This is a genomic window from Dyella sp. OK584 (assembly GCF_057787755.1).
This window is the reverse complement of the sequence record NZ_CM173542.1, coordinates 1,811,659-1,825,866: the sequence shown is the minus strand read 5'-3', so window position 1 is coordinate 1,825,866 and position 14,208 is coordinate 1,811,659. Positions and strand designations below refer to the sequence as shown.

At 57.7% G+C, this 14,208-nt stretch carries 11 protein-coding genes; 1 reads left to right on the top strand and 10 read right to left on the bottom strand.

Annotation, left to right across the window (positions count from 1 at the left end; translation table 11 throughout):
* Window positions 1-225: 225 nt before the first annotated feature.
* Together AC3CBN_RS08115 and AC3CBN_RS08110 are read right to left on the bottom strand one after the other, a co-directional pair.
* Complete coding sequence (locus AC3CBN_RS08115; protein ID WP_488636297.1) at window positions 226-963, bottom strand: fimbrial biogenesis chaperone; 738 nt, start codon at window positions 961-963, stop codon at window positions 226-228.
* 95 nt (window positions 964-1,058) lie between these two features.
* Complete coding sequence (locus AC3CBN_RS08110; protein ID WP_488636296.1) at window positions 1,059-1,661, bottom strand: fimbrial protein; 603 nt, start codon at window positions 1,659-1,661, stop codon at window positions 1,059-1,061.
* Window positions 1,662-2,120: 459 nt separating this feature from the next.
* On the opposite strand from AC3CBN_RS08110, the gene AC3CBN_RS08105 reads away from it, so the two are divergent.
* A complete protein-coding gene (locus AC3CBN_RS08105) occupies window positions 2,121-3,938 on the top strand; it encodes an SLC13 family permease (RefSeq protein ID WP_488636688.1) in 1,818 nt (605 codons plus the stop codon).
* A gap of 25 nt (window positions 3,939-3,963) precedes the next feature.
* Here the strand turns inward: AC3CBN_RS08105 and AC3CBN_RS08100 are convergent, their stop codons facing one another.
* The 8 genes from AC3CBN_RS08100 to AC3CBN_RS08065 all read right to left on the bottom strand — a co-directional run bounded on the left by AC3CBN_RS08100 (window position 3,964) and on the right by AC3CBN_RS08065 (window position 14,169).
* Entirely contained in the window at window positions 3,964-5,052 is a 1,089-nt protein-coding gene (locus tag AC3CBN_RS08100) for an acyltransferase family protein (RefSeq protein ID WP_488636295.1), read from the bottom strand.
* Window positions 5,053-5,134: 82 nt separating this feature from the next.
* Window positions 5,135-7,333 (bottom strand): hypothetical protein, encoded by a 2,199-nt coding sequence (locus tag AC3CBN_RS08095; RefSeq protein ID WP_488636294.1) that lies wholly within the window; start codon window positions 7,331-7,333, stop codon window positions 5,135-5,137.
* Window positions 7,334-7,339: 6 nt separating this feature from the next.
* Complete coding sequence (locus tag AC3CBN_RS08090) at window positions 7,340-7,720, bottom strand: hypothetical protein (RefSeq protein WP_488636687.1); 381 nt, start codon at window positions 7,718-7,720, stop codon at window positions 7,340-7,342.
* A gap of 263 nt (window positions 7,721-7,983) precedes the next feature.
* Window positions 7,984-9,264 (bottom strand): O-antigen ligase family protein, encoded by a 1,281-nt coding sequence (locus AC3CBN_RS08085; RefSeq protein ID WP_488636293.1) that lies wholly within the window; start codon window positions 9,262-9,264, stop codon window positions 7,984-7,986.
* Window positions 9,265-9,400: 136 nt separating this feature from the next.
* The gene (locus AC3CBN_RS08080; RefSeq protein WP_488636292.1) at window positions 9,401-10,516 is read right to left on the bottom strand and encodes a glycosyltransferase; all 1,116 of its coding nucleotides are present in this window, start codon (window positions 10,514-10,516) and stop codon (window positions 9,401-9,403) included.
* Window positions 10,513-11,694: a hypothetical protein gene (locus AC3CBN_RS08075; protein WP_488636291.1), complete on the bottom strand. Its 1,182-nt coding sequence runs from the start codon at window positions 11,692-11,694 to the stop codon at window positions 10,513-10,515. Before AC3CBN_RS08075 ends, AC3CBN_RS08080 begins: the two co-directional genes overlap by 4 nt.
* A 91-nt stretch (window positions 11,695-11,785) precedes the next feature.
* Window positions 11,786-12,607, bottom strand: a complete 822-nt coding sequence (locus AC3CBN_RS08070) for a WecB/TagA/CpsF family glycosyltransferase (RefSeq protein WP_488636290.1) — start codon at window positions 12,605-12,607, stop codon at window positions 11,786-11,788.
* 125 nt (window positions 12,608-12,732) lie between these two features.
* Window positions 12,733-14,169 (bottom strand): undecaprenyl-phosphate glucose phosphotransferase, encoded by a 1,437-nt coding sequence (locus AC3CBN_RS08065; RefSeq protein WP_488636289.1) that lies wholly within the window; start codon window positions 14,167-14,169, stop codon window positions 12,733-12,735.
* Window positions 14,170-14,208 lie beyond the last annotated feature (39 nt).

Here is a 14,208-nt window from a genome sequence, read left to right as displayed (position 1 = left end):
CTTGCTTCGTGCTGGTCGCATTCATTGGGGTCAAAGCTCTTTTTTTGGACAAACGACTCCCCTCCGGGCCGCGCGACTCGCATCGCGGCACTGGAAAAAAGTCCTGGTTGGAGGGAAGCCCAACTACGTTGAACGGCTCCCGCGAATTACGCGTGGATCAATGCCTTTGTTCGACCTTCGTACCCTTCCGTCGCGGCGGGAGGTTCGCTTCAGCGAGCACCGGGATCACCGCGTGAAACTTGCTTCGTGCGGATTGAAGCCGCCGTAATCGTTGATGACGGTGATCACGAGCTTGCCGCTGGCATCGGGCGTCCCCGCCACGGGGAATGTCCCCTTGCCTTTGGCCGGGCACATGCCACCCTTGCTGACGGAGTCTTGCTGCGGAGCGCCCTTGAAGGAGACGTCACTGAAGGACACGTTGAAAGGCGTGTCGTTGGTGCACTCCACGGCGTAGCCGTTGCCTTTGGATACGAGGTGCCAGGTCACTTGCTCAGGCGCCGCGTCGAGTGAACCCTGCAGGCCCTTGGGGCGATAGAACAGCTTGATGCGCGACCGCACGGCCAGCTGCACGTAATTTTCCGCCGCGTCACTGCCCGCCTTGGGCTTGGGCGGAATTTCCAGAATATTGAGCCAGTAGACCGTTTCGCGGTCCTGCGGCAGTTGGTTGGCGCCGGTAAACATGATGCGGAGTGTCTGGCCCTTGCCGGGATCGACACGCGACATGGGCGGCGTGATCAGGAACGGTGCATTGCTGGATTCTGCGCGTTCGCTCGCGTCGCCGGTGTCCACCCAGGCTTGAATGAGGCGTGCTTCCTTGCCGTCGTTGACCATGCTCAGCGACACCTCGCGCTGATCCGCGGGATACACCACGCGTGTACCGTTAATAGTGATGCCGGCATAGGCGGAGCTGAGGCTCGCGGCGATGACGATCATGGCGCACAGGGCGCGGCTAAAGGCTTTCATGACACTGCTCTCGAAGCTTGGAAGGAACGGCACTGATCCGGAAGAGTCGGCAGGGCCGGCGTACCGGCCTTGCCACTGAAGCCCGTCGAGAGCGATCAGTTGTATTGCATTGAATAGGTCAGATAGGTGGTGACCACACCCGCCGTAGCAGCGCCGCCATTGGCCAGATACTGGGCGACGTAGTTCAGCGTGGCGGTATTGCCAGAGATCGTGGCGGCCGGCTGGTTGTTGGCAGCGATGACCGTGGCGCCATTGGCGACAGCGGCGTTGATGCCCAGGTTGATCGGCTGGTTGTTAGCCGGGTTGACCATGCGCACCTCCACGAAGTTGGCGCCGCCGCTGGCCTGGTTCTTCAGCGCACCCGTGGCCGTGTCGAGGGCCGGGGTCTGCGTAGTTTCGATCCACAGGGCAGCCGTCTTGCCGTTGGTGCAGTTGGTACCGCCACCCAGGACGAGCGAGAAGTTGGTGTCGCCGGCGGTCTGGCCGTTGGCGGCCAGCGCGGAGGTGCTGACGGTCGGCATCGTCACCGTGATGTTGCCGCTGCCGGTGGCAGCGCCGCCGCCCGTGACGATGCAGGTGGTGTCGGTGATCTGACCATTGAAGGTGATCGTGCCATCGGAGGCACTGGCGACCATCGGAGCGAGTGCAGCCAGGCCAAGAACCGCAGTCAGGGCAGTCGTGATAAGCGTCTTCTTCATATAGTGGTTATTCCTTTACCAGATCGGATAGAGCAGTGGATTCAAAGACGAGGCACGCCGTCGACCGGCAGTTGCCGGACTTCCTGTCGCATACGTGGAGAGGTTTTCCCCGTAGACCCGAGCGGGCTACGTCGCCATTTCGCGGTTGCTACCACGAAACACGGCCATTGTTCATTGATCCCAGGCCCGCTTCTTTAGGATGAATCTGAGATGTGTGTTTGATAAGCAGCCAGCGAGGCGCAGGCCTACAAGCCGCTCGAAGAGGTCGGCCTCGCGTCCAGCCGAAATTCACCTCCGGCTGTCGGCCGCGCTTATACTCGCCGCATCTCAATAAGAATCGTGCCGCTGCGTGAGTGACCCATCACGCCTTCCCATGCCCTGCCTCACGCCCGAGGCGGCGTTGACGCCGGGCGCAAGCGAAGGAGACGCCCGCTAGTGGGACTCACACTCACCCCCGAAATGATTCTGGTGCTCGGGCTGGTGGGCTTCACCATGCTGATGCTGGTGCTGGAATGGATCCGCGCCGACATGGTGGCCCTGCTGGTCGTGGTGGTCATCGGCCTGACCGGCCTGATTCCTTCCGACCGCGTCTTCAACGGCTTTGCCGGTAACGCCGTCATCGCGATCATCGCGATCATGATCATGGGTGCCGGACTCGATCGAGCTGGCGTGCTCTCGCTCACTGCCAACTTCGTCATGCGCATGGCGCGAGGTAGGGAGTCGCGTCTGGGCGTAGTGATCAACCTGGTCACCAGTCTGTTCAGCGCGGTGATTCCCAGCCAGGCGCTGGCTGCATTGATGATTCCGGTTACCAGCCGCCTTGCCGCGCGTACCGGCGTGCCGCTCTCGCGGCTGTTGTTGCCGATGGCGTTCTGCATCCTCACCGCCACCAACACCACGCTGATCGCCAACTCACCGCTGATCGTGCTGAACGATCTGGTGGCCAGCGCCAACGCCAACCTGCCTGCGGGTGCGCACACGATTCCAAAATTCGGTCTCTTCAGCGTAACGCCGGTGGGTCTTGTGCTCGCGCTGACGGGTGTCGGGTTCTTCTACTTCTTCGGCAAGAAGCTGTTGCCCGAGCGAGAAGACGAACGCCTGAAGGTAACGCCGGGCCGTACCGAGAGCTACTTCGCGGACACTTACGGCATTGTCGGTGAGACCGCCGAGCTCACGGTGACGGCCGAAAGCCCGCTGGTAGGCATGAGCATCGGCGAAGTGGAACAGCTCTATGGCTCACCGCTGATTCTTGCCATCAAGAGTGGCAACGATGCACGCATGGCGCCACCAGCCGATCATGTCATCTGGGTTGGCTCGGTGCTGGGCGTGCTGGGTCCACGCGATCAGCTCAACCAGTTCGCCAACAACCAGCTGTGCAAGCTGTCGCCGCGCATGCGGCAGTTGGGCGAACTGTTCAACCCCACGCGCGCTGGTATTTCGGAAGCAGTGATTCCGCCCAGCTCACGCTTCCTCAAGCAGACTGTCGGCGACCTGCGCCTGCGCAAGCGCTACGGCATCTCGGTGCTGGCGGTGAACCGCGGCGATCAGGTGTATCGCGACGACGTGCGCTCGGTGAGCCTGCGCGCCGGTGACACACTGGTGCTGCATTCCAGTTGGCGCGACCTGGCGTTGGCCAGCGAGGACAAGGACCTCGTCGTCGTTACCGACACTCCCAAGGAAGAGCAGCGTCCGGGCAAGATCTGGCAGGCCGTCGGTTTCTTCGTGCTGGCCAAGTGCCTTGCCTTGTTCACTCATCTCGATCTTTCCGTCGCCATGATGACCGGCGCCATCGGCATGCTGCTCACTGGCGTGCTGAACATGGATGAGGCCTACAAGGCCATCAACTGGAAGACCATCTTCGTCACGGCCTGCCTGATTCCGCTGGGCTGGTCGATGGACGCCACCGGCGCCGCCGCGTGGCTGGCGCAGGAAGTGCTGCAGCATCTGGGCCACACTTCGCACTGGGTTCTGCAACTGTCACTGGCTGTATTGACCCTGCTGTTCTCGCAGGTGATGTCCAACGTCGGCGCCACAGTGATGATGGTGCCCATTGCCATCAGCGTTGCTGTCGCTACTGGCGGCAATCCATCGGCCTATGCGCTGATCGTCGCGATATCTTCATCCAACACCTTCCTGCTCAGCTCCGGCCACCCGGCGTTGATGATGATCGCCGGTCCCGGTGGTTATCGCGGCAAGGATTTCCTGCGCGTTGGCTTGCCACTCACTGCATTGGTGCTGGTGATTACGTTGGTGGCGATCAATTTGATGTATCACTGACCTTAGCTAAGCGGCAATAGAGTGCTCAGGCCACCTGGCTGGCCGCCTCGCGTACATGCACTTCTCTAGCGAAGGCCCTCTTTACTAGCCTGCGGGCAGGGTTTTCTACGAGGTGATGGAGCATCGCAGCGCTAAAAATGCTCAGGGCCAAGAGAGAAAATATGCTCAAGCCAAGCGGCATAGCTTCAATGACATGAACCTTCTGACGCGATAAATCCCAAAGGTTCTGGGGAACGCGTTGAACCAGGTAAAGGCAGTAGGAAATCTCACCAAGATAGATCAAAGGCCGCACCGACATCGGCGTCCGAAGGATGTCGCCCTTGCTTGCCAAGCCAAGGACGAGAAGCGCAAGGCCCACCACGGCAATCGTGTCCGAATTGCAAAAGACGCCGAAGACAATGACTACGAGAGAGACGATGGAGCCAACCCGGATGGCCGCAAGCATGGGGATCTGACTACGCAGCCGGCATATGAGCGAGCCCAAGTAGAACTCGGGGATAAGTCGGGACAAGCCATGTGGCGTAGACAAATGCAATCCATCATTCGTTGACTCGACCCACCACAGGACGCAGATGGCCAGCACCACGGCAACGATAGTCGTGCCCGAGCGCTTCAGCTTGGAGGCCATCATGAAGATGGGAAACGCCAGGTAAGCAAACCACTCGGCGCTTACGGACCAGGCAACATCATTCCAGCCATTGCTCTGCCAGGGAAACCACGAGTTGACGAGGAGAAGGTTCGCCACCAACTCCCACCATGTATTGCCGGGAGCACCAATGATCTCCCGATGCATGAAGGCCTGTTTGACAAGGATCCTGGCGGCCGCCAAGCCAAGACAAACGAAGTGAACCGGGTAGATGCGAGCTATGCGATTGACTACAAAATCCTTGTAGTCAAACCGTCTCTCCGCCTGGCCGTAGTTATAGGCAAGGATGAAGCCACTCAGAACAAAGAAGCCGTCCACGCCAAGGTAGCCCTTGTCAAACAACGGCGTTGAAAATCCAAGGTCAAAGAACGCTGTTGGCGCTACCGGATAGAGGAAGAACCAGTGAAAAGCCAGCACCCAGAGAGCAAAGAAGGATCTCAGAGCGGTAAGCGGCTTGATGTTCTGCAACGTATTGCTTCCTTGTAGAGCGTCCTTCCTTGGAACGCATTTCCGATGAAGAGTCGGAACTTCGATATTGCAACAAGACTGATTAGGCGGATGCTCCCGACGCATCCCACCAGCCAGTGCCCCAGAACACCGGTCGGCCTATCACCGTATCGAAATAAGTAAACGTTTCGCCCTGGGCGAAATTCGCAGGGCGCTGCGCCGTGGTACCCAGCTTTCGCCTGGCGTCTACACGGCCAACCTCATTCCATACACCATCCGCCTGAAGCTCAACTTCGAGCACTGATGTTGGCCCCATGCCAAAGTCTGCCGAACCCGCCAAGCGGATACCACCGGCGGAAGTACCGTGCAGCACAACGCCGTTGATGTTGACCTTGTGGATAGTGACTCTCTGTCCCACGCGACCACCAGCAAGCCCCTTTAGCGCACCCGTCCCATCGAAACGAACAGACGCATAGGCAGTGACATTCATGGTGCCACTCGATGGCGCCGCAATGCTCACATACCCCGCACGTTTGTCATTTGCGTCGTGAGTAGACACCTCACGCACATGGCCGTCATACATGTTACCCACGGCGACCTGCGGATAATCGAAATCGACGTCCATCTCAGTCCCATCTTCACCACCGCCAGTCCATGTGACAAATCCGCGCTGACAGTACCGGAACCGTGAACCATCTTTCGTACTGCGAAGCAACTTACGACCGCCTATCACCGTCGGCCCAAGTAGCTTGATGTACTGATCGGCTTGATCTGCTGAAGATGCGCCGCTATGAACGAAGGCACTGTCGCTCGCCGTCACGTCGGAGCGTAAATCGTAGATTCCACCCATGATCGTGACGTGCGTAGTGCCTCTAATCCCAAAGCCAGGATAAGCGGCCGAAAACGCAGGCAGAAAGAACACGCTCATGGGCATGTCGGACTCATTGAGTACTTTGCAGCCAACAAACTCGGATCTCGCACCGTGCAAGTAGATCGGGTTGTTGCGAGCCTGCGGCCCTGTCGCATACATCACCCTAAAACCTGACTGAACTATCCACTGATCGTTGACGTAAGTGTCCATTCCAAAGTCAGGCATTGGCACTGCACCGACCATCTGCTTCCGGTGAAGCTGGACATTGATGAACGTATTGCCCGACGAGTTGAGAAAATGGGCTCCCGTGAAAACATCAATCTGGGCGCATTGTTGATCAGGATTTCCACTGCGCACGAAGTTGCCACGCAACTTGAGGCCGGTAGTCGCGCGAGCGATTTTCAGGATGTCGTAGTTCCCGTCATAGAACCGCTGAGGCCCGTCACCATGATTTGGTGACCAAACATCCCAATAGTTATCCGAGACCACAAATTCGCCGTAAGCGCGATCAGGCGCGTTGCCGCCGGGTGCCACCATGAGCATATACGGTAACGCGTATGGATCAGATGCTGTAGTCACAGCAACGTTGCGGACGATACTAAGCGACCTATGGTTTCCTACGATCGTGACTTTAGCTGCATTGAAAATGTTTCGCTCAAGCACGAGGCGTTGGGTGTTATGGCGCGTCCCGAGATTGATATTCGAATAGTCTCGCTGCCCAGCCATGCTCCAATCAGAAAAGAACTCCCGAGTGCTTTCCAACCCTGCACTAATGCAAACATCCACGCCTCCACATCCAACGAGCTCACAGAATTCCACGTTAGCCGCAAGGACAAAGAGGCGCGAGCCCGTGAGCTCAAACTTCGCACCGTTCATTTCGATGCGGATACTTCTGCTGATGCGCAACTCGTCCGTTCTAAAGGTGCTCGCCGTCCGCATGAACGAAAGAACGCCACCTTCTGGAGTGCTGTCAATCGCCTTTTGCAAACTGGCTGTATCTTCCGCACCATCACCACGAGCACCGAAGTCTTTGACGTGTGTTTGATCCCGCCCTTTTTCCTGCAACGGACGCAGGACAGCTCCGTCGCCAGCCTGCTGAAAACCTGATCCATTGCCGATGGCAAAAGCAAGACGGTCGAAAGCACCCCGCCAGCTCGCACCATCCCAGCTGTAGCTAGCATTGTTGTCGGGCACGGGATCGAGTAGTACCCAAGCCGCAGCACCAAGTCGCTGTCCGGCATCCGCCAGCATGTCGGCCTTCGTCTTATAGACAACGACACCGCTAGCTTGAGCCGCAGCAAACTGATTGACCGCATACGTCAACAAATCCCAACCCGCGCCAGGGGTACTGGCAACGGAGCGTTGGTTGTCGTTTGTACGATCACTCACGAAACGACTAGACGACTTGGCAAGAATGTCGAGCAAGCCCATGCCGATTCACCGTAAATTGGATGTCATTGGAAGACTGCTCAGGCTTAGGTGCTGGGCAACAAACCGCAACACACGATCCGAAGGAAAGTGGTATCCGTAGATCAGCGGCATAACGATCAGCAGAGTCAGCAGAGTCAGTACCTGTATCTGATTGGAAGCCGGTAACTTCCAATGCTGACCAAACCTCCGAAGCAAACAAGCGAACGCCCCTCCTCCTAAGAGAAGCCCCGTAACCACCTCAGACACACCGTGGGCGTGCACGGCGACCCGAGACACGGCAATGGCTAGAGCCAAAAGCGCTCCCAGACAAATCGCAGCATTACGGAGCATTCGTCCATGCGATCCCGCCAGCAGCGCAAACAACGCTGGCCAAGTCGCGGCAGACATGGCGGAGTGACCACTTATCCCAGTGAAGCTCGGCGCTGGGTTCCCGCCATCAAATACCAAGACAACGAGCTTACTGACAGCCACAAGGGCCGAGACCGCGATCAGCATCACGCCCCAACCCCGGGCCGCCGGGCGTCCGGCCGACCGCTGGTCCATGCAAAACGCGACCGCCATTGCACACGGGGCCACAACCGCCAAATCACCAAGCGCGGAAATATCGCTCCAAACATGAAATGGCAGCAATGAAGTAAGGAACAAGCGAGTCAGCCTGAGTTCGTGACGGGAGACGACTCGCTGCCAAGCGCTTGCGGGACATCACTTCGCATACCGCTCGATTTGCCGGGGACAAATTTGTAGGTGTACAAGAACATCAACATGAACATGAAGGAAGTAATGTTCGACGTCTTGACGAAGAAAGATTCCGTAAAATTGGACGATATATAGATTATGACAAAGATGTAGAGCATACCCCTCAATGCAGGCGCCCTGACTCTTCGAATGAGGCCAAGAAACCGGGAAATGATTACAAAATAGATGAAGGCACCAACCAGGCCTAAGTTGGCGACCAAATCGATATAGCCGTTATGAGAATCTCCGGGCACGAAGTCTTTACCCAGGCCGATATCGGTAATGTATTTCGCATAGGGCGTGTTGTAAAAACCTTCCAACCCAAATCCGAACCACCACCTGTGCTCGGTATTCAGGCCGGTGATTACGCCCTCCCATATCGTGGCCCTGCCGGACAGCGGCACCAGCAAACCCAGGATGGATACGGAGTCGTGGTTATCCCCAACGCCCACGAAACTCACCAAGCCAAAGAGCACCAGACCGACGGAAATCGCAACGAGCATGACCATGGATGCTCTAAACGTCCGGTTAATCCAATCCCACTGCGCCACACCAAGCAGACCAAGAATCATGATGCCCACGCCCAAGGAGGTTCTGGAGTTGCTCAGAACGAGGGCGCCAAGGCACAACGCAATAAAACCCGTATCGCGAATCTTCCAACGACGACGTCGGAGCATCATTCGACACGTATAGAAAAATATCAGGAAGTAGATGAGGCGCCCGTACGTATTCTTTTGGGAGTAGAAGGAGTTCAGTGACAACTTCTCGTCCACCACACTGAAGGCGAGGTCATGAAAAGCGACGGCAAACACCAAGGACAAAATAAAGGTGATCGTAAGTGATTTGGTGCAACAACTAACGAACTCTTCGATGGTCATGACCTTGGCAATGTGGTTGGCTACCGCCATCACGCCAAAGAACGAGAATAATTTCAGCCAGAAGCTGATGTCACCGTAATTAGTCAGCGCCCCCGACCCGGCAACGTACAAGAATAGTGCGATAAGGAACGCATTCCCGGAAGTAAGGGTCTTCTGGGTGACAGATAGCATAATCGCATAGACATACGGCACCAAAATCATTAGATGGTGCACTTGAACGCGACCCTCTTCGCCGCGTCCCAATACCGTAGATCCCACAGAGAGTGGCATCCACATGTAGACGAGCCAGCGATTGCACCGTTGGGTCAAATTAGCCATGGGATCAAGCCTCACGAGCTTGCGGCCTGGGTCTTTCAACCACCGTGCACAGACGGGCATGAAGACGCTTTTTTACAGTTACCCGGAGAGCGGACAGCTGCACTGAGAGCGCTCCGCGCGCAAATGAAAATCGCATCTAGCAGCTCCCAAAAAATTCGACGCAGTACGTCCGCATCATTTCGTTGAACGTGAACTTGGCGCCCTGCCGCGCACTCCTCATGGACGCATCGGCAAGCGAGTCCGGATCAGTAAAGTAACGACCCACTGCATCAATCCAACCATCAACATCAGTCGGGTCGATCAGTGGCCCTGCATCGCCGATCACTTCCGCAATCGCGGGATAGCTCGACGCGATAACGGGTAGTCCCGCCATCATCGCCTCCGCAGCCGCCATGCCGAAAGCTTCGGAATGGGAAGGGAATACGAACACGTCGCCTGCACGGAGAAATCTGGCAACACGGTCTGGCGGTACTTCTCCAAGAAGGGTCACGCGATCAGCCAGGGATCTGACTGCAATGCTGGCTTCGAGCTTGGATCGCAACTCGCCCTCACCAAGGATGGCCAGCTTGACCGCAGGCACGCGCTCCACGACCTTCAAAAGCAGCTCATGATTTTTGACCGCGGCGAGGCGCCCGCAGGTGACGAGCAGGAATGCTTGCGCGTCAAGGCCAAATTCTTCGCGAGCCTGTGCTTTGGTTAGTGATGTCTGCTCAACCGACACGCCGTTGTAAATCGTCTTCAGTCGAGCCCGATAAGGAGCCGGGAAGCGATCAAACGCCCGTTCGATGAACTTCGAGGCAGGGATGTTGGAGGTGTAAATGCCGAACGTGCCGCAGAACCAGTCCAGGGCACGGGCAAATTTGTTGAGCTTGTCCGGGCGGCTCGTCTGCGTTGCAATTCGGCGCGGAACACCGGTAATCCAACCCGAGAGCGTCGCCAGGGGCGACGAGTAGTGCGCCATACCAATGATGGCCACAGGCCGGCGTTGCTTTACGTACGCCACGAGGCGCATGAGGATACGGACATAGTCCAGTAGTGACGGCCTGCCCGGGAAAAGCACTTCCACGTTGGGATCGCCATCGAAAACGGCGCGTTTGCGGTAAAGAAAGACAACCTTGGCGTCCACGCCCTCCGACACCAGGCTTCTGGCCATAGCGGTCGCGAGAATCTGCGCTCCTCCAGCCTCCATCTGAGTGCAGACGACGACCACTCCCTGCCTTGGTTTCCGGTTGTTACTCAGGATCGACGTCATGCCGCACTCGCTTCCAAAGCCATCCTGAAGCGGCCATAGCAGCCGAAGACGAGAACCAGATTCGCAATCTCACCGAACAGCGCACCCAGCAGTGAGAGCGACACATCCGTCGGCCGCGCGATTAGAAGCGCGCACGACAGTACCAGCGGAACCGGGCTACAGAAGGCTGCAATCTTCGCAAGTTCACGAAATTTGCCGGCAGCCTGCAACGCAGTCGCCATAGGCTCACGAAGCGAGCGCAGGAGCGTGATGACGCCTACCAGGACGGTGGCTCCCAAGAGTGTAGAAAGGTCGTAGGCGTTGTCGCGACTTATCTGGGCAGGAAACTTTGCCAAGAGAACCGCCACTACCAACGAATTGCCAAGCCATGCCATGGCGACAAGATTCCTGACAAAGGCAATATCGCCCTTGAGGCTGGCCAATTCATTCCGGCTGATGTGGTGGGCCATCCGTGGCTGCTCGTACTGCACCAGGCCCGTCAAGATGACACCCAAGGGACGAAACAAAATCGTGGCCAGCGCCACCGGTGCGAACGCAGCTGCACCGACCATCAGGGTGATCAGGTAAGCATGGGAGTTGACACTGATCTGGGTAGCTACGTTGGTAAACGTTGCCCATCCGCCATGTTCGGCCAGTGCATCGTTGAAGATATGCAGCGAACCGCGCCATCCGTGAATGCACATCTCCCGAACCTGTGGCGCAGAAGCCAAGACGGCAACCAGGCTGGCTGCGATCAGCAGGATGAGGACATCATTCAGTTCGATGCGTCCGGAAATCCGGAGCGCCAAGATGCCCGCGACGGAGGCAATACCAAAGATCACGTCGATACGTGATGCCGCGGCTCGTCGCCGAAAAGACAGCTCTGCGGAACGTATGAACCATCTGAACCAGCTGGCTGACGCCAGCAGCCCCATGAGCATCAGCGAGGTGCCCGCAGCACCAGCCGCTCGCATCAGGCCATACGTCAAGACAAAACCGAAGAGGCAGTACCAGAGATTGCCGCGAAAGAAACTTCCAACGACTGCTGACTGATCGTTTCGCGCCTGTGCCACAAGTACCGTCAGAGGATTGCCCAGCAATCCGTTCGACACGCCCAGGCCTGCCGCCACGATGACCTGGCAGAACGCATAGAGGCCGAACTCACGCGCATCGACCGATCGCTGCAACAGAATGGCCACGAGGAAATTGGAGCCCGCAAAAGCAATCGGGCCCGCAAGGCTTCGTGAGGCGCGGTTTGCTAACTGGACCAGGGGCCGGAACATGCAAGCCTTAGCGACGCGCGTCAGTGATTAGGGGAGCGCAACCACGTCGCGTGTACCGCAGCATGCGATACATGGCATAGGGATTCGTGGTCATGTACCGCCACAGCAGCCGACGCGGATCATTAAGCGCCCTGTAGAACCACTCGAGGCCAAAGCTCTGCATCCATTGCGGCGCACGTGAAGCCCTTCCCGACAGGAACGCGTAAAGACCGCCACAGGTCTTCACCCAGCCGAGCCCGACCAGGCGACCCTTGTTACGAACGCACCAGTACTCTTGGCGAGGCTTGCCAAGTGCTACCCACAGCACGTCCGCCCCACTCTCCCGGATCAGTTCGCATACGGAGGCATCCATGCTCTGGTCGAAGTAGCCATGATGACGCCCCACAACGTGCACATCAGGGTAAAGGTGTCGAATCGCTTCAGCCGCCAGGAGGTTCTCTTCTTCCTCACCGCCCAGCATGAAGAACTTCAGGCCAGCTTCGGACGCGGCGCGCGCCGCGTCATGAAAGAAATCCGTCGTTGCCACGCGCTCGGGAAGGCGAACACCTGTCAGCCGACTCGCGTAAACCACTGGCATACCGTCGGCGTGCACGATGTCCGCCTGGGCCATCGCGCTGGCAAACGCCGGTTCGGTACCCGCAAGGGCAATACCCTGCCCGTTTGAAGAGAAGACCAGCTTGGGTGCGATAGTCGCCGCAGATTCGCGCGCAGCCACACAATCACGCACCATGAGATCTGCCAATTCACGCCGATCCAGCACGACCGTGGGAAAGCCGCCCACGCATACCGTGCGCACGGCGCGGGAACCGCGTGAAGTCTGGATTGGCATGCTTTGCGACATCACAACATTTCTCTTCAATGGTCATGCAATAGCGGCATGACGTTCTTATCTGTCTGCCTGTGAATCGGCACGGCGGCTCTTCAAACAGTTACGCCGCTCTTCAGTGGTCACATTCAATAAGCATTTTGCCGACGGATAAGCACCAGCGGCGTGCTGAAAATGATCTTGATGTCCAGCCACAATGACCAATGCTGTATGTAGTGGATATCGCATTCCACACGATTGGCCATCTTTTCCAGCGTATCGGTTTCACCGCGAAACCCCTTTACCTGCGCCAGGCCAGTCATACCCGGCTTCACGCCATGACGCTGCATATAGCCATGCAGGCGTTCACTGAAATGCATGTTGTGTTCGACCGCATGCGGCCTGGGACCGACAATCGACATTTCGCCCCGAAGGACGTTGAACAACTGGGGCAGTTCATCAAGGCTGCTGGAGCGCAGAAAGCGCCCGAACCGTGTCACTCGCGAATCGTTGCGCTCCGCTTGGGTCACGCGACTGCCGGACTCCTGGTGGACCTTCATCGAGCGGAACTTGAGCACCTCGATCTCTTTGCTACCAAGGCCGTGTCGCTTTTGTCGATACAGCACGGGTCCTGGCGAGCTCAACTTGACACCGAGCATCACCATCAACATCAGCGGACTGAGCAGTAGCAACAAGGCGATGGCAATTGAGCGATCCTCCATAGCCTTGATGACGCTTGCATGGCCTTCGACGCGACTCCCGCGCAACGTGATGACGGGCACGCCGCCAAGGGCTGTCGCGTTGTGATTGATCAGCTCGTATCCGAAGAAGTCGGGGATAAATCGAATCGTTACCGGCTTGTCGAGTGTGGCCTGCAGCACGCGCTGAATGGTCGACTCGGCACGCATCGGCAACGCGATCCATATCTGGTCCAATGACCAGGAATCGATGCCCACGAGAAAAGTCTCGAGATCGCCTAGGCTGGAGAGGCCGGAAATATCTACCTGGTCGTGGGGCGTACTTACATAACCGACGACATCCAGCCCCATCCACGCGTTCTGGCGTGCCGCCGTTACGATTCTCTGGCCTGATTGCGTCGCACCGATGAGGACGACACGACGCGAATCGACACCGTGCGCGCGGATGTGACCGAGCAGCCAACGTATAAACAGTCGATCGAGCGACAAGACAATGCCACTAATCGTGAACCACGCAACCGCATTGATGCGCGAGTAGTCGCCCGTGCTCTTGACCGCCCATTCGAGCAGCAAGAGAAGCAGCATCACACCGCTCCACGCCAACCACAGTCGACCAATTTCATCGACCAAGCGCTCGCCGCGCCAGCTCCGGTAGACACCGACGGCGGGAAAGACGAGCAGGGTCAGCAGCACCGCGCGTACCAGCCCCCTGTCATAGGGATCCGTTAGCGCAAGCCGGTCGAACTTCAGCCAATAGACGACATAAGCAACCGCGATGACCACGGCCACATCGCTCACGCGCAACGCGATATCGAGCAGCGCACCGTACTTCGAGAAGAAAGTGGATTCACTTTTCTTCGTGTAAGACATCCCAGGGATGGACAACATCAGTACACCTCATCCTTGAACGGCAATGACCTTCCTGCG